General features: G+C 47.8%; 12 protein-coding genes and 1 pseudogene. 6 read left to right on the forward strand and 7 right to left on the reverse strand.

What is annotated here, in order from left to right; all coding sequences use genetic code 11:
- Nucleotide 1 precedes the first annotated feature (1 nt).
- The 4 genes from ACQ5ES_RS07840 to ACQ5ES_RS07855 all read right to left on the reverse strand — a co-directional run bounded on the left by ACQ5ES_RS07840 (nucleotide 2) and on the right by ACQ5ES_RS07855 (nucleotide 6,481).
- The gene (locus ACQ5ES_RS07840) at nucleotides 2–775 is read right to left on the reverse strand and encodes a DUF3450 domain-containing protein (RefSeq protein ID WP_445015572.1); all 774 of its coding nucleotides are present in this window, start codon (nucleotides 773–775) and stop codon (nucleotides 2–4) included.
- Between the two features lie 88 nt (nucleotides 776–863).
- Nucleotides 864–2,138: a mechanosensitive ion channel family protein gene (locus ACQ5ES_RS07845; protein ID WP_445015574.1), complete on the reverse strand. Its 1,275-nt coding sequence runs from the start codon at nucleotides 2,136–2,138 to the stop codon at nucleotides 864–866.
- A 166-nt stretch (nucleotides 2,139–2,304) separates the two neighbouring features.
- Nucleotides 2,305–4,941 carry a TonB-dependent receptor domain-containing protein gene (locus tag ACQ5ES_RS07850; protein ID WP_445015576.1) on the reverse strand — a complete coding sequence of 879 codons (2,637 nt, stop codon included), beginning with the start codon at nucleotides 4,939–4,941 and terminating at the stop codon, nucleotides 2,305–2,307.
- Nucleotides 4,942–5,011: 70 nt separating this feature from the next.
- Nucleotides 5,012–6,481, reverse strand: a complete 1,470-nt coding sequence (locus ACQ5ES_RS07855) for a beta-helix domain-containing protein (RefSeq protein ID WP_445015578.1) — start codon at nucleotides 6,479–6,481, stop codon at nucleotides 5,012–5,014.
- A gap of 94 nt (nucleotides 6,482–6,575) precedes the next feature.
- Between ACQ5ES_RS07855 and ACQ5ES_RS07860 the strand changes: the two genes are divergently transcribed.
- From ACQ5ES_RS07860 to ACQ5ES_RS07870, 3 genes are read left to right on the forward strand one after another with little or no spacing between them, the layout of a single operon-like run.
- The gene (locus ACQ5ES_RS07860; protein ID WP_445015580.1) at nucleotides 6,576–8,402 is read left to right on the forward strand and encodes a sensor histidine kinase; all 1,827 of its coding nucleotides are present in this window, start codon (nucleotides 6,576–6,578) and stop codon (nucleotides 8,400–8,402) included.
- Nucleotides 8,403–8,436: 34 nt separating this feature from the next.
- Nucleotides 8,437–9,345 carry a recombination-associated protein RdgC gene (gene rdgC, locus ACQ5ES_RS07865; protein ID WP_445015582.1) on the forward strand — a complete coding sequence of 303 codons (909 nt, stop codon included), beginning with the start codon at nucleotides 8,437–8,439 and terminating at the stop codon, nucleotides 9,343–9,345.
- A 40-nt stretch (nucleotides 9,346–9,385) separates the two neighbouring features.
- Entirely contained in the window at nucleotides 9,386–11,062 is a 1,677-nt protein-coding gene (locus ACQ5ES_RS07870) for a DUF8614 domain-containing protein (RefSeq protein WP_445015584.1), read from the forward strand.
- Nucleotides 11,063–11,120: 58 nt separating this feature from the next.
- Here the strand turns inward: ACQ5ES_RS07870 and ACQ5ES_RS07875 are convergent, their stop codons facing one another.
- On the reverse strand, nucleotides 11,121–11,300 hold the full coding sequence (locus tag ACQ5ES_RS07875) for a methyltransferase (RefSeq protein ID WP_445015586.1): 180 nt from the start codon (nucleotides 11,298–11,300) through the stop codon (nucleotides 11,121–11,123).
- A 92-nt stretch (nucleotides 11,301–11,392) separates the two neighbouring features.
- Here ACQ5ES_RS07875 and srmB point away from each other — a divergent pair.
- Nucleotides 11,393–12,544 (forward strand): annotated as a pseudogene (srmB, locus tag ACQ5ES_RS07880) (ATP-dependent RNA helicase SrmB); the annotation flags it as partial.
- A gap of 46 nt (nucleotides 12,545–12,590) precedes the next feature.
- Here the strand turns inward: srmB and ACQ5ES_RS07885 are convergent.
- Together ACQ5ES_RS07885 and thiI are read right to left on the reverse strand one after the other, a co-directional pair.
- Nucleotides 12,591–12,965 carry a VanZ family protein gene (locus ACQ5ES_RS07885; RefSeq protein ID WP_445015588.1) on the reverse strand — a complete coding sequence of 125 codons (375 nt, stop codon included), beginning with the start codon at nucleotides 12,963–12,965 and terminating at the stop codon, nucleotides 12,591–12,593.
- A 24-nt stretch (nucleotides 12,966–12,989) separates the two neighbouring features.
- Nucleotides 12,990–14,489, reverse strand: a complete 1,500-nt coding sequence (gene thiI / locus ACQ5ES_RS07890) for a tRNA uracil 4-sulfurtransferase ThiI (RefSeq protein WP_445015590.1) — start codon at nucleotides 14,487–14,489, stop codon at nucleotides 12,990–12,992.
- Between the two features lie 104 nt (nucleotides 14,490–14,593).
- Between thiI and xseB the strand changes: the two genes are divergently transcribed.
- Both xseB and ispA read left to right on the forward strand, forming a co-directional pair.
- Nucleotides 14,594–14,836: an exodeoxyribonuclease VII small subunit gene (gene xseB, locus ACQ5ES_RS07895; RefSeq protein ID WP_445015592.1), complete on the forward strand. Its 243-nt coding sequence runs from the start codon at nucleotides 14,594–14,596 to the stop codon at nucleotides 14,834–14,836.
- Complete coding sequence (gene ispA / locus ACQ5ES_RS07900) at nucleotides 14,833–15,720, forward strand: (2E,6E)-farnesyl diphosphate synthase (protein ID WP_445015594.1); 888 nt, start codon at nucleotides 14,833–14,835, stop codon at nucleotides 15,718–15,720. The genes xseB and ispA overlap by 4 nt, the downstream gene beginning before the upstream one ends.
- Nucleotide 15,721: the final 1 nt, after the last annotated feature.

Below are 15,721 nucleotides of genomic sequence, written 5' to 3' on the forward strand. Positions count from 1 at the left end.
GTTACTCTCCTGCCGTAGAGTTAGTGAATACCGGCAACATCAATAAGTCGGGGGCGAGCTGCTTGCGGGCAATGCGTAGTGCTTCCTGAACGCTACTGCGATAACCAGAATCTAAAGCTTGCCATTCACGTTCCGCTTGATTCCAAACACCCATGGTTTCACCATCACGCGTTTTATAAATCAACACCGTGCGTCCCACGCGCAAAAATTCGACGTCTTGCAGCTGTCCCGCCACTTGCATCTCGCCGTTGTAGGCTTCGATAGAACGACCGTAATCCGCTTCGATTTGGTAGGCTTCCATAACCCGACGGAATTTCTCAGAAACGTCGACATCCGCGCGGTCCATCAGGTCGTTAAGACTCATGATGCGATTTTCACGCTCATTGGGTAGGAAGGGAACGTCGAGATTCACGAAAGTGTCAAGGCTATCAATCATACGCAACATAAGCGGAGTGATTTGGCGCTCGACCACACTGACTTCGTCAATGGACGCGTTTAATTCCGATTTTTCTTGCTGCTGGAAGTCGATTTGGCGTTGCAGTTGCTGCACATAAACTTCCAAACCTTCGATTTGGCGGCTAATTTGCTTGAACTGCTGTAGCCGTTCTTGCGTAGTATCGGCTATTTTATCGACGGTAAGTTGTGACGAACGAGCGACTTGATTGATTTCATTGGCGGCATCAACCACCGGCTCAAGCGCTTGTTGTTGGGCAACTGCACTGGTACTCGCCAAAAGACCGGCGAGTACGAGCGTGCGAGCGAAACATTGTTTCATGGAAACACCTTGCACACGTTGTGAATGATGATGTGCAAGATACGTCAGTTGTGTGACAGCTTGGTGACTGGTTTATGTCAGTTTTGTGTCATGATGAATTTTTTGTGCCACTTTCGTGTAAGTTTCGTGTCATTTCGCGCATATCGAGGCCGCTTGGATGCTGGAATACACGTAAACCAAATTCCGGCAAAATAGATAACAGATGATCAAAAATATCCGATTGAATCCCCTCATACTCGGTCCACGCAATGGTATTGGTAAAACAATAAACCTCGATCGGCAAGCCGTCTGACGTAGGATTAAGTTGTCGTGCCATCATGGTCATTTCCTGATGCACTTTTGAATGGTTTTGCAGATACTGCAAAATGTACGCGCGAAAGGTACCAATGTTGGTAACACGGCGGGTGTTGACGGGTTCTTTGCCTTCATCTTTCAACTGCTGATTCCAATCATCAATCTCCTGCTGTTTGGTTTGCAGGTAGTTTTTCAATAAGCGAAAACGTTTTAGCGCTTTCAATTCGTCATCGGTTAGGAAATGAATACTCTGCTGATCGAGTAGCAGGCTACGTTTGATCCGCCGCCCACCGGCCTCTTGCATACCGCGCCAGTTTTTAAAAGAATCAGAGATAAAACGTCGGGTAGGGATAAAAGTAATGGTCTTATCCCAGTTCTGTACTTTCACCTGGTGTAGGGCAATATCGATAACATCGCCATCGGCATTAAGGTTAGGCATTTCCACCCAGTCACCGACCCGAATAATATCATTCGAAGTGATCTGTACACTCGCCACCAAACTCAACAAAGTATCCTGGAATACCAACATTAAAACTGCAGCCATGGCACCTAAGCCAGAGAGCAGTATGACTGGGGATTTATCGATCAGCACTGCGACCATCAAGATGCTCGCAACGACGTAGATCACAATTTTGGCGACTTGGATATAGCCTTTAATCGGCCGCTCGTACGCCTCAGGGTGGCGTTCATAAAGTGTATTAACGATAGTTAGAGTACCGCTAATCGCCCGCGCGATGGTGATCACGATGAAGGCGTAACAGACATTGGTAACAATAATGGTCAGTTCGTCAGAAAGGTTCGGCACCGAAGTAATACCGAAGGAAATCACCAGCGCAGGAATCACATTAGCGAGACGCGCGACAATATTACTTTCAATTGCGCGTCGGTCTTTTCCTGCGGGGGTGTAACTTAGGATCCGCAGTAAGCCGCGCAGCAGAATTTTTTTGACCACAAAATTCGCAATCCAGGCACCAACTAGTAGCAACGTTAACTTAACTAATGAATTCATGTCGGGTCGTTCGACCAGCCAGCTCTGGGCTTGTTCTAGTTTTTCTTGCACATCTTGCATAAAAGGTCGTTTCTCGTTATCCGTTGTTCGATCTTTGATGTTAGCTATTCGCTGTTGCTGTTAAACGAACAGCTAACCGCGAATAACCAACAACGCTTTTGTTTTTCCTATTGTATAACAAAAAACGGGAGCCGAAGCTCCCGTTTTATACTCAGCAACAGCTTTGTTAAAAAGAGTAGCTGTATTCAAGACTAATTCCAGTCCCAACACTGCGCGTTTGAATCAATCGACCATTTTGTTCGATTTCAACGTCGTCACCCAGCATATTCTGAACCTTTAACTTCACATTTGAGTTAAAGTCCGGGTAGTAGGTGTACACCAAATCGAGACTATGGAAAGGTTGTTCGAAGGCATCATCAATACCCGTTTCCCCCACTCGAACTCCAGCAAAGGCTATACGTTCACCCGCCACGTTATAAATTAACGAAGCACTATGCTCACCATTCAAAGAATCGTAACCCAACTGTAAGTTAGTCACGTATTTTGAGTGGCCAGTCATTCGTCTGGTGTTATTGGTAAGCTCAACGTTACCAGTATTAGCAATGCTGATCTCTGAATCCGATAAGGTTAAGTTCCCGGAAACGAACAAGCCATTAGTAAGTGATGTCAGGTCTTTAAGGAATTCAAACTCCAAGCCGTAAACTTCACCCGATTGACCGTTTAAGAACGTGATAACGCGGTCCGAATCCGTACCTTTGGCTTCGACAGCCTCGATAGGATTAGCTAAATCCTTATAGAACATTGCCACTGAGTAGTTCTCACCCGCAGGTAAGTACCACTCCCAACGCACGTCAAAGTTGTCGATGTCTGTGGTCATCAAGTCGCTGTTGCCGCGAACCTTAAAGTTGGTTAGCGGATCAACGAAAATAACTTCCGTTAGTTCGCGTAAGTCAGGGCGCACTACAGTACTACCGTAACCGAAGCGCAACTGCATTTCGTCATTCAACTGATAGGTCATTGCGATGGAACCATAAACATCATCTTCAATGCGACCGGCTTCGGCTGCGTCTCCGATAATCGTCATGTTACTAAGATCAAGCTGCGCGGCAACTTGCGTGTACTGCTCCCAACGCAAACCGCCACTGACACGCCAGTTCTCGTTCACGGTGATGTCTGCCAAACCATAACCCGCTTCGATCTGTTGTGCCGCCAAGTAGTTTGGATCAGTTGCTGTTGGTGCACCAAACAGCGCAAAACCAAAATCCTCATCGGCTAGGTTGGTGTCGCTGAATAAGTCGTTGTAACCGACGTTGCTTAATTCTTCGTTTGCGACACGTTCAGTACTCAATGCAAATCGACGTGAATAAGACGAACGGGCTTTTTTCGAAAGCTGCCCACCACCTTTCAACAAAATTTCCATATCTGCGAGATACAGTGGAAGTTCTCCGTCGACACGCCAATCCTGTGCATCATCTTCCAGCTTTTGGTACTGCAAGGTTGTTGCTGTACGCGTTTGCTGAAAAGCCAGATTGCCGATACCTTCACCTAAATCCTGATCGTTAATTTGACGATAGAATACTTCACCGGGTGCGTCACGACTTGCACGCGAGTCAGCATATTGCCAATCCAACGCAAATCCCCAAAATTGTGGAAAATAATGTGACCCACGGATCTGATTCGTTAACAACTCGCGTTGCTCATAACGAATATCGGTGTCGCGATAACTTAAACTCTCTTCATCAATAGTGTTCGGCGTCTCAACCACACCCTGCTCCACGCGATCTGCAGTGTTACGCAAAAATATGGTCGAAGTTTCCACACGATGGTAGTCACCCAGCTTAAGACCGAAATTTAGCATGCCACTGAGTTCAACAGTTTGCGTGGTAACGCGACTTTGACTCTCTTGGTTTACAGTTGTTTCACCAGCTTCTATGCCCAGGACTTTCTCTGTTTCTTCACGATTTGACCAGCTATTGTCATAATCTAAACCAGCAAGAAAACCGAAGGTCATATCGCTACCCAAGTCATAAGCATTACCGTAAGTCGCGGCACCTTTAATATCAGGACTTAAAGACTTGTTATTAACTTCATTTTGGGTATTCAACGAGGTGGCAAGCTGGCGATTGATTGCCGCAGCTTCACTGGTAGAAATACCGTCACTCGAGGCAATGTTCGCGGTGTTGATGGTTTCTTGATAACGCGCTAAAGCCGAAAGCATCTCAGCTGATAAGGCTCGCGTACCATCATCTTTACCCATCCAGTCGTCATCGCCACCGCTGTAGCTCAAACCATCATCAGATAGATTGGTGTTCCATCCGGTACCCACTGAAATATCGAAAACTTCGTCGGTGGGAATTGAAACTGTGCGAATATCGACGTTACCACCACCAAAGTTGGCTGGCATATCCGGTGAATAAGACTTCTGCACCGACATACTTTCAATAATGCTAGCGGGGAACATATCCAGCGGAATAACATTACGAGTCGGGTCCGGCGAAGGTACCGAAGCCCCGTTGAGCTGAGTGCTTGAATAACGTTCACCAAGACCCCGAACATAAATGAATTTACCATCGACCAGAGTCAAACCAGTAACACGCCGTAGCGCTGCCGCAGCATCGCTATCGCCGGTTCTGGAAATTTGCTCAGCACCAAGAATGTCGGCAACGAACGCCTGCGCTTTACGCTCTTCCACAACTGCGGCGGCGGAGCCTTGCAAACGTGTTCCGGTAGTGACAACTTCTTCGATGGTGTTATCGCTCGTCGCTTGCGCATCAGATTCCTGCGCGTAAGCAATCGAGCCAGACAACGCGAGAGCGATCGCGAGGCCCAGTTTACTTTGCGTCAATACAGCCTGCTTTTTCATAGGAAACTCCGTATGCGTGACTTGATAATTAGCGGGAAAAGCTGCACATCCTTGTGCTCCAATTCCTTAATTAGTCGCGCAGGCCTACGGTCCAGCCGTTTGTCCAATCATTGTCTTCGCTTACCGCACCGATGAAATCAACATCGTCAAAGAACGGGTCGATGCTGCTCAGGTCAGTTTTTGGAGTTACGGTTACTGGCGCGCCTGATGCATCAGTCATATCAGCAGCTGTTACATAACCAGAGGTCAGCACTGTTGCCATCTCACTTAAGGTCACGTTGGTAGCTTCGTTTTCGTACCAGGTTTGTGTAGGTACGTCAGCGAAGTTTTCGTGACAAGCAATTGCTGAGTTGGCGATGGTTAAAGTGCCTGCATCTGCGTTGGCGACGGTTGCCGCGTTGTCAAGTTCTAAACATTCGCCGCGCGCATCAGTAATCAGGAAGTTGTACAACGCACCACGGGTACCTTGACGAAGCAACACGCCTTCAGATTCGTCAGAACCATCGGTAGCGGTCAAAGAGCCGATAGAAGTAAAGTTGGCAATGATAGGGTTAGAGTACGGCGTTGCGGCATTGTTACTGCTATTACCATCACCTTCGATAGCTCGGTTAGCGCGGTCATCAGCATGCTTAGTAATAATGTACTGGATGTTACCCTGCCAGCCATCAGCCCAGTCAAGCGAATCGTCATCGTTACCGGTTAATACTGCGTATTTAACGTTCGCCGCACCGCCGAAGAATTCGATACCATCGTCAAGGTTGTTGTGCACTTGAATATACTCAAGGGTGGTACCTGAACCGACACCGTAGAATGTAATACCGTTCAACTCATTATCAAGAGAAACTTCATAACCGGCGTATTTGACCAGCACGTAACGCAGGATACCTGAGTTATCCGCATTATCATCACCACCATAAAAACCTGCACCACCTTCACCCTGCAATACGCAGTTTGCCAGGTCGTTCTGATCACACTTATTTGAAATACCAAAGCCATTAATCACCACGCCGCCCCATAAACCGCGCGCGTTAGGATTGCTAACACCATTTTCTACTTCTTGTACTGAGGTAAAGGTAATAGGTGCGTTACGATTACCTTCCGCAATGATGTCTGCACCACGTGAGATGCGTACAAATGAATCGCCATCTTCGAACGCCAAGGTGACCCCGGCATCGATGGTCAAAATAGGACCTTCGCGGTTGGCACTTGCGGTTTCTTGCACATTCTCACCGATGTAAAGGCCATTAGGGAAAATGTGCGCACCGCCCGGTAATTCGACCAAACGAATATCAGTTACAATTGGGCTTTCTGGCGTCGAGAAGCTACGTGGATAAACACAATCCGCGCCAATTTTCTCGCCACGAACGGTTGCACCAGCGTCTTCATAGGAAGCGCAGTTATTGGTGTCGGTAGTACCACCGCCATTGGTAGTGGTTGAGTTATCTATTGAAGTTGGGGTCAAATTGATATCACCACCACAACCAGCAAGCATAAAAGAAGCGGTAATGGCGGAAAGAGCGAAAGCTTTAGTGCGATTCATGAGATTCTCCATTGGATTGAAGGCTAAATTTATTTTCGTGATGGCACTTTAGGGATTCTTTGTGACAGCTAAGTGACGCCATTGTGAACACTTCATGACAGCGCCTTTACTCCGTCTTACGGTTGCGCTTCATCGTAGTTTGGATAAACTGAGCTCATCTATTACAGCGAGTGAGTCAATGTCGAGCACCACCAGTATTTCTAAATCCTTGTTAACCAATGTACTCTCGGTGTATTTCGTACTTACACTGATAGTGACTTGTGTGCAGGTGATGGGTGAATATTTCGACACCAAAAGTCAACTGGTGCAGGAATTACAAAACCAACAAAGTACCTTCAGTAACTCCCTCGCTCGTTCGCTGTGGGAGTACAACAATCGACAAATTGAAGCCATCGCCGAAGGACTCATCAATATTCCGGCCATTGCCGGTATCGTGATCCGTGATGAATCTAGCGACACCATTGTTAAACTCGGGCTGACAGAGAACATCAATGCGCTCAATTTAACCCCAGATATAGAAGATTTTGTCATTGCCGAACGTAATGGTTTGTTTGGCTACTACTCATCCATTATTTTTGAATTTGCCGGTGATTCGAATCGGGTTGGTGATGTGACCTTGTTTTCTACCCGCGACATCGCGTTGGAACGAATAAAATTCAGTCTCTATTTTATTTTTGGAAACGCCATCATTAAGAGTACCTTCTTGATTGTCTTATTTACCCTCGCGTTCAATCGTATGTTGAACCGACCGATGAATATGTTGACCCAGCAAATTCGCAACTTCCGACTCGATGATCTGGAGCATTCGCGCATTAATATGAAGAACAATCGGCATGCGGAATTCACTATGGTTGAGCAGGCGTATAATCAGTTGCTCGACAATCTCGAGGATTACCAGGACGACCTTAAACGCACGCAGCAGCAACTCCTGCTCGCTAACCGCCAGCTGGATGAACAAAACGCGGTTTTAGCACAGGAAGTTGCGCGTAAAACATCGAGTCTCAGCCAGGTCCTGACCGATCTCGAACGACGCAAAGACGAGCTGGAACGGCGCCAAGAAAAACTCCAACGCGAAATTCGTCAACGCAAAATGATTGAGGATGATTTACGCGAGGCCAATACTCAGTTGCAATCGTCGGCAACCGCATTTGAACGCGTGCAAGATCAACTTATTGAAGCTGAAAAGCTGGCGTCGCTAGGTCGCTTAGTTGCCGGTATTACCCATGACGTCAATACGCCGCTGGGTATAGGTATTACCGCAACCAGTTTGTTGCACGAGAAACTGGACTTGATGCACCAAGCATTAGAAAACAAAGAATTGACCGAGGCGCAATTACGCGAGCTGCTCAGCGCAAGTCTCGAAGGGGTAAACTTACTTGAGAGCAACCTTGGACGTGCCTCAGAGCTACTCGATGGTTTCAAACAAGTTGCGGTTGACCAAACCTCGGCCGCGATTCGGGAAATCAATATAAAACAGTATTTCCAAAGTGTGTTACAAGCACTACGCCCACGTTTCAAAAATACCGAGCATAAAATTCACCTCGATTGCCCTGACGACATTAGCGCCCGCTGTAACGCCGGAGCACTGGCACAGATTATTACTAATCTCGTATTAAACTCGTTGATTCATGCGTTTACCGACATTCAGCAGGGTGAAATACATCTTGTTGTACGGCGCCACGGCGACGTATTGCATATTAACTACAAAGATAACGGAAGAGGGCTGACCGAAGCCCAACAGCAACACCTGTTCGACCCGTTTTTCACAACTCGGAGAGAGCGCGGCGGCAGTGGGCTTGGTACTCATATCGTCCGTGATCTGGTCGAGCAGACCTTAACTGGCAGCATCGCCGTGCAATCTGCACCCGGCGAAGGCCTCTCCTATCACATTGAATTACCAATTCAATTTATCGATAGCTAATCAGATTTAACAGCCAACACCAAGGAATGAAGTTATGTGGTTTCGCAATTTGCGTATTTATACCTTAGCTGATGATTTTCAACTCCCCGAAGATTTAGCGCCAGCGCTTACGGAGCATCAATTTAAGCCATGTGGCCGTAGTGAGTTGGCGAGTTTCGGCTGGTCCTCTCCGTTTGGTCCACGCAGTGAGGAGTTGTTCCATAAAATTGGGCAACACTATTTGTTCTGTGCGCGCAAAGAGGAAAAAGTGCTGCCGTCAAGTGTGGTTAATGCACAATTAGAGGAGCAAATCGAAGCGCTTGAAGCCGATCAGGGACGCCGTGTGGTCGGTAAAGAGAAACAATCATTAAAAGAAGATCTTGTTCATCAACTATTACCACAGGCTTTTACCCGCTTCAAACTCACTTGGGGCATGCTCGATATGCAACATCGTATCGTCGTGGTCGATGCTTCCGCCAGTAACCAGGCCGAAGACTTTTTAGGCTTGATGCGTAGCAGCCTTGGATCATTGCCGGTAAAACCCTGGTTTAGTGAACAGCCTACTGAACTTTATTTTACCCAGTGGTTGAAACAGGGTCACCTGCCCGGCGAATTTGAGTTTGGCGACGAAGCTGAGCTGCGTGACAGCGATGAGGACGGTGGTATTATTCGCTGCAAGAATCACGAACTGACCAGTCCGCAAATAACAGCACATCTGGACCATGGCAAGCAGGTCACTAAGCTCGCAGTTGAATGGCAAGAGCGCATCACCATGGTACTGGAACAAGACATGGCGATTAAACGCTTCAAAGCAACCGACGTACTGTTAGACGACCAAGATAAATTAGTCGACGCAACCCCGGAACAGAAAATTGACGCTGACTTTGCCTTGTTAGGTGGCGAGATCAACGCATTGTTTCCACAACTTGTTAGTTTATTTAGTGATCAGATAGGCGTAGATTAGTAACGTTTAGCTCAGTCAGAACCACATATACAGGTGCATTATGAAACTCTCTAAAACATTCGCGCTAAGCGCGCTGGCAGCACTCACTCTGAGTGGCTGCGGACCACAACAAACAAATTCTACAACCAACGGCGAAGTTGCAACACCACATGCTCATACTCTCGTCGAGGGTGCCGAGCAACGGCTCGATATCTATCAACCCGTGAACTTAGCAGCTGATCTCAGCCAGCTTAGTAACGAGCAGCGCAAAATGATCGGTTTGCTGATCGACGCCTCGAAAATTATGGACAAACTGTTTTGGCGACAAGCATACCCCGGCGATAAAACCCAATTACTGGACGCTATTAGTGACCCGAAGGTGCGGAAGTTTGTCGAGATTAATTATGGTCCTTGGGATCGGCTCAACAACAACACGCCATTTCTGACCGGAGTTGGCCCAAAACCGGCCGGTGCAAACTTTTATCCGGCAGATATGACTAAGCAAGAATTCGAGCAAGCGGAGTTTCCCGGTAAGATCGATCTCTATACGTTAGTTCGCCGCAATGATGCCGGTGAGCTTTATGCTATCCCCTATAACGAAGCCTATGCTGAACAACTTAGCAACGCTGCGGCATTACTCCGCGCAGCTGCACAACTTGCGCAAAGCGATAGTTTCGCAAATTACCTAAATCTGCGCGCCGACGCTTTTGAAAGTAACAACTATCAGGCATCTGACTTTGCCTGGATGGAAATGACAGACAACGCCATTGATATCGTTATGGGCCCCATCGAAACCTACGAAGACCAGCTTTACGGTTATCGCGCTGGGTTTGAGTCGTACGTGCTCATTAAAGATTTAGCCTGGAGTGAGCGGCTCGAGAAATATGCAGAGTACTTACCTGAACTGCAACGTGGTTTACCGGTTGCCGCGGAATACAAAGCGCAAATGCCAGGTTCTGGCGCGCAACTAAACGCCTATGAAGTGGTTTACTACGCTGGCCATTCCAACGCGGGCAGTAAGACCATTGCCATCAACTTGCCTAACGATGAACAGGTGCAATTGGAAAAAGGCACTCGCCGCTTACAACTTAAAAATGCAATGCGCGCCAAATTTGATGAAATTTTACTGCCTATTGCCAATGAGCTTATTGTGCCCGAGCAACGCGGGTTCATTACCTTCGATGCCTTCTTTGCCAATACCATGTTCCATGAAGTCGCACATGGCTTGGGTATAAAAAATACCATTGATGGCAGTGCTACCGTGCGCGGGGCTTTAAAAGAACATGCATCAGCCTTAGAAGAAGGTAAAGCTGACATTCTTGGACTCTATATGGTGACCCAACTGCTCGAAAAAGGTGTGATCACCGAAGGTCAATTGGAAGACTACTACACTACATTTTTGGCGGGAATCTTTCGTTCGGTACGTTTCGGGGCGTCAAGCGCCCACGGTAAAGCCAACATGATTCGCTTTAACTACTTTGCTGATGCCGGCGCCTTCACGCGCAATGAGCAAGGCCTGTATGCCGTCGATATGGCGGCAATGCGTGCCGCCATGACCAGCCTGTCGGAAAAGATCCTAACCTTACAGGGTGACGGTGACTATCTGGGAGTTGGCCAATTGTTTGATGAGCTGGGAAATGTTGGTACTACCCTGCAAGCCGATCTTGATCGTTTGTCAGCGGCCAATATTCCAGTCGATATCACCTTTAAGCAAGGCAAAGACGTTTTGGCTCTTTGATTATCAGTCAGTCTCGACCTACTGGCGAGGTAAAACTCGCCGGTAAGCTCGCTGCGTTTTAAGCAGCTTGATGCACTGCCTCGATATCAAAATCAATCACTTCTACCTGCAACTGCGGTTCACGTTGCGCCAGCATTACTGCCAACACCCCCGAGTCGGTACCTAAATCTAACGCCCGTTGTGCACCTTGGAACGCAACATAACTACCAAAAATCAGACGATATGTGCTTACTTTCATCGCACATCGATCGTCTTTAATATAAAATTGCTGACATTGAAAGCCCATGCTGACCCCGACGAAGCAAATCGTTTGGAACTAAGGAACACATCATGACCCCTGACTGGGATCAACTCGAACTCGATGATGAACTGATTGACGTACTGCTTGGTGCCGAGCTGAATAAGCCGGCAAAAGTGCAACAAGCTGTCATCCCCCTTGCGTTAGCGGGGCAGGATTTACTCGTCAACTCACCTACGGGTACGGGTAAAACCTTGGCATTTTTGCTGCCCGCACTACAACACTTGATTGATTTCCCGCGCCAGCAAGCTGGTGGCGCGCGGGTGCTTATTTTAGCACCAACACGTGAGTTGGCGCAGCAGATTGCGGAACAAGCCGATGCCTTTGAAGAGTCCACAGGTTTACGCTCAGTGCTCATTACCGGTGGTATCAATTACGGCAGCCAGCATCAACTTCTTGAAGCTCCCCACGATATTCTGGTAGCCACCCCCGGGCGGCTAATTGACTTACTCAATGCCGGGCGATGCGAGCTTGAGCAAATTGAATGGTTAATTATCGATGAAGCGGATCGCATGTTAGACATGGGATTCACTGAGTCAGTAAAAATGATTGCCGAATCAGCGCTGAATTTAACCCAGTCGCTGCTGTTCTCGGCGACCTTAGAAAGTCCGGGCGTATTGCGTTTCTCCGCGGCAATTCAGAAATCACCAGAACATGTCGTGGTACAGCCGCCCAAACGTGAGAAAGGAAAAATATTACAACGCTGGTACCAAGCTGACACCGCTGAGCACAAGCTTCAGCTGCTGTTAAGACTGCTGCAAGATTATCCCGGACGACGCGTGATTTTCGTGCGTACCCGTGAAAAAGTAGAAGAATTATCCGCTAAGCTGTGGAGCGCTGAAGTTAAAAACTTAACCTTACGTGGTGATATGCCACAAGATGAACGACAGAAGATTATTGCGCGTATGGAGACTTTTGCCGACGCCACGCTTATTGCCACAGATGTCGCCGCACGTGGTCTTGATATTGAAGACGTTGAACTGGTGGTTAATTATGATTTACCACGTCAGGCCGACATCTATTTACATCGTATTGGCCGCACCGCACGAGCCGGCAAAAGTGGCGTTGCGGTGAACCTGGTGGAAGCGCACGACGCCGATCTATTAGGCCGCATCGAACGCTATCAGGACAGTAAAATAGAACGTCGCGTGTATGCGGAACTGAAACCGCAATACAAATTTCCTGACCCACGCAAGCGCACCAAGAAGAAAAAGCGCAAGAAAACCGACGCTAAGTCGAAGAAGAAGTCTTAGCCCGTTGTTTACGGTGGCGCATGAAGCGCCACCATGCGATTAAGTAAAAGGCCACGGCGCCAAGACCGTCAGCCAGTAAATCACCCCAACTTGAATCTCGGTACGGCAACATTTCCTGAATGTACTCAATCAGCAAACCATAGCCAGTAAGCACTAACAACGCCGCCCAAATAGGAATTGGAAAGGCATGGTAGAAAGCCCAGGCGAGGACAAAGAACGCGGCAAAATGAACAACTTTATCCAGATGTTCAAAACGCGGTAGTTCTCCACTTGATATTTGCGTCAAAAACGCTGCGGTCACCACTATCAGCAAACCAATAAAGATGACACGTGCCCAATTTTTCGAACTCATTGAGGATCCTTGTTCGTTACCACATCAACCCTCGCGATGAGGTTGATAAACGCCTACATTGTTATAGCCTTGCTCTTGTAAGTAAAGAGCCTGAAGCTTACTCATTACACCTTTTTCACAATAAAGTAGATAATGTTGCTCTGAATCTAATTCAGCAAAGGCTGTTGCCAACTTAAAAAATGGGATGCTTTGCACCCTCTGACCATCCGGAAGTTGCTTTAAAGGTTTAGCTTCTTGCTCGTCTAAACTGCGGATGTCGATGATGACTTCACCCTCTTTTGCTGCGTCCACTGTGCTTACCGACTGAACTTGCGCATCAGTGGCTTCACCAATATGCCTTACTTCCTCAACCTTGGCGGCGCGAACGACCTGCTGGAGTAAGTCAGAATCAAGTTTAGCTTCTGCTTCAAGCACTGCATCGCGTTGCGCTTTTACTGTTGGTTTGATTGAGATAACGCCACAATATTCCGGCATGCTTCGAGCAATATCGGCGGTACCAATGCGTTCCGCAATATTAATAATTTCTTGTTTATCCATGGTGATCAGAGGTCGTAATACCAGCGTCTCAATCGCCTCATCAATAACACCTAAGTTACTCAGCGTTTGACTAGATACCTGCCCAAGTGCTTCACCAGTGACTAGCGCTTTAGCATTAATTCGTCTTGCGACAATTTGTGCCGTACGCAACATCTGTCTTTTTAATACCACCCCCATCAGACCATTATCAACATGCGTAAGGATTTCTTCGACCACTGGAGCAAAATCGATACTGATAAACTTAAGCGGATGCGAACTGGCGTAGGTTTGCCAGAGATAATGAGCAGTTTGGCGTACACCGGTTTCATGGCGGTCGCCGCCAAGATTGAAAAAGCAGAAATGCGTGCGCGCACCCCGGCGTAACAATTGAAAGCTTGCGACGCTCGAATCAAAGCCACCAGACAGTAAGCTCACCACAGTTTCTTGGGTCGGCAGTGGAAAACCACCTAGACCTTGTTGCTTGTCGCCAAATACGCGCACAGTTTCGTTATCAATATCAATTCGCAATTCAATATCCGGACGGCTTAGCTCAACGCGCGTGCCCGGGACATTTTGCAAGACACCGCCGCCGATATAGCGTTCGAGATCCATTGACTGAAAACCATGTTGCCCCTTGCGTTTGACCCTTACCGCGAAGCTTCGACCGGTAAGATGCGCCGACCAAGTTTTTAGCACTTGCTGCAAAATCGGAGTAAAATCAGCTTCGCTGGTGGAGTTAAGTTGTAGTTCATGCGACCGGCTGAACCAGGCAATGCCAGGAACGCGTTGAAGTTCATCACTGATTTGTTCGGCCACTGACGGATTTTGACTTGCGACATTGACTTCAATGCGATCCCAAAGCCAGAGCACTTTTATCGGCGCCGCGTCATCAACTTTGACGCGTTTAAGAATGTTTTTTAGGTTGCTAACCAGCACCTTGCCGTAACGTTTTCGAACACCTTTGCTCTTTATGGTGATCTCGGCATGTAAGCGAATAACAAATTTCATGGATGAACGACTTCTTTGACTTTAAAAACGCGCTAGTATACCTGATTTGACGGTACATCGGAATCAGGGTAACTTGTGCGCCACGCATATCAACAGGTGCCGCTATGAGTGATTTATCGCTAGAACAAGCCATTCAGGAATTAGAACAAATCGTGGTAAAGCTCGAGCAGGGCGAATTGCCACTTGAACAGGCTCTTGAGCAATTTGAACAAGCCGTCCGTTTGTCACGTTTAAGCCAGCAAAAATTACAACAAGCTGAACAAAAAGTAAGTCAGCTGTTACAACAACAAAATGGTGAAGAGCTAACAGAATTTGCAGCTGATGCGAGCGACGAGGCCGATTCGTGACACTGCACAGCCTGCTACACGAGCGAAGAGAGCATATTAATGCCATTCTTGAGCAACAGCTCGATGCCCGTGTATCTCCGGCCAGCAACTTACACGCCGCAATGCATCATGCGTTGGTATTGGGTGGCAAACGGGTCCGGCCCTTTCTGACCTACACCGTAGGGTCCATTTGTAATGCACCAGAGTCAGCGCTGGATAATGCCGCCGCGGCCGTCGAATGTATTCACGCCTACTCGTTGGTACATGATGACCTGCCAGCGATGGATAACGATGACCTGCGACGCGGTCAACCCACATGTCACCGCGCGTTTGACGAAGCGACGGCGATACTTGCCGGCGATGCGCTGCAAACACTGGCGTTTGAATTGCTGAGTAGCAACACCCCTGAATTACCAGCTGAGCGCCACGTCGCCATGCTGCGCGTATTAGCTCATGCTAGCGGTAGTAGAGGCATGTGCGGTGGACAAGCACTCGATCTAGCGGCCACCGATGCGCAGTTAAGCGAGCCAGAATTGGAACAAGTTCACCTGTTGAAAACAGGCGCATTGATCACCGCAGCAGTGCAACTTGGGGTGCTTGCCGGTAGCGACGAGGCACAACAATATTATGCTGATTTTACCCAGTTTGCGACGTGGCTAGGCTTGGCGTTTCAAGTACAAGATGACATCTTAGATGTGATCGGATCGACAGAAACTTTGGGAAAAACAAACGGTAAAGATCAAGCCACTAATAAAAGCACCTATGTGCAATTACTCGGTCTGGATGCTGCACGGGTAAAGCTTGCGCAATTACACCAGAAAGCGCTTCAAGCCCTCCACGGAATCCCCTACAATACACAGTTACTAGAAAATTTTGCAGAACAGTTGTTAAATCGGGATCATTAAT

Source organism: Pseudidiomarina xizangensis, assembly GCF_052541995.1.

Bases quoted from the DNA above. Each gene is read 5' to 3' on its own strand.
- ACQ5ES_RS07840 (WP_445015572.1), bottom strand. From the start codon at position 775: ATGAAACAATGTTTCGCTCGCACGCTCGTACTCGCCGGTCTTTTGGCG.
- ACQ5ES_RS07845 (WP_445015574.1), bottom strand. From the start codon at position 2,138: ATGCAAGATGTGCAAGAAAAACTAGAACAAGCCCAGAGCTGGCTGGTC.
- ACQ5ES_RS07850 (WP_445015576.1), bottom strand. From the start codon at position 4,941: ATGAAAAAGCAGGCTGTATTGACGCAAAGTAAACTGGGCCTCGCGATC.
- ACQ5ES_RS07855 (WP_445015578.1), bottom strand. From the start codon at position 6,481: ATGAATCGCACTAAAGCTTTCGCTCTTTCCGCCATTACCGCTTCTTTT.
- ACQ5ES_RS07860 (WP_445015580.1), top strand. From the start codon at position 6,576: ATGACAGCGCCTTTACTCCGTCTTACGGTTGCGCTTCATCGTAGTTTG.
- rdgC (WP_445015582.1), top strand. From the start codon at position 8,437: ATGTGGTTTCGCAATTTGCGTATTTATACCTTAGCTGATGATTTTCAA.
- ACQ5ES_RS07870 (WP_445015584.1), top strand. From the start codon at position 9,386: ATGAAACTCTCTAAAACATTCGCGCTAAGCGCGCTGGCAGCACTCACT.
- ACQ5ES_RS07875 (WP_445015586.1), bottom strand. From the start codon at position 11,300: ATGAAAGTAAGCACATATCGTCTGATTTTTGGTAGTTATGTTGCGTTC.
- ACQ5ES_RS07885 (WP_445015588.1), bottom strand. From the start codon at position 12,965: ATGAGTTCGAAAAATTGGGCACGTGTCATCTTTATTGGTTTGCTGATA.
- thiI (WP_445015590.1), bottom strand. From the start codon at position 14,489: ATGAAATTTGTTATTCGCTTACATGCCGAGATCACCATAAAGAGCAAA.
- xseB (WP_445015592.1), top strand. From the start codon at position 14,594: ATGAGTGATTTATCGCTAGAACAAGCCATTCAGGAATTAGAACAAATC.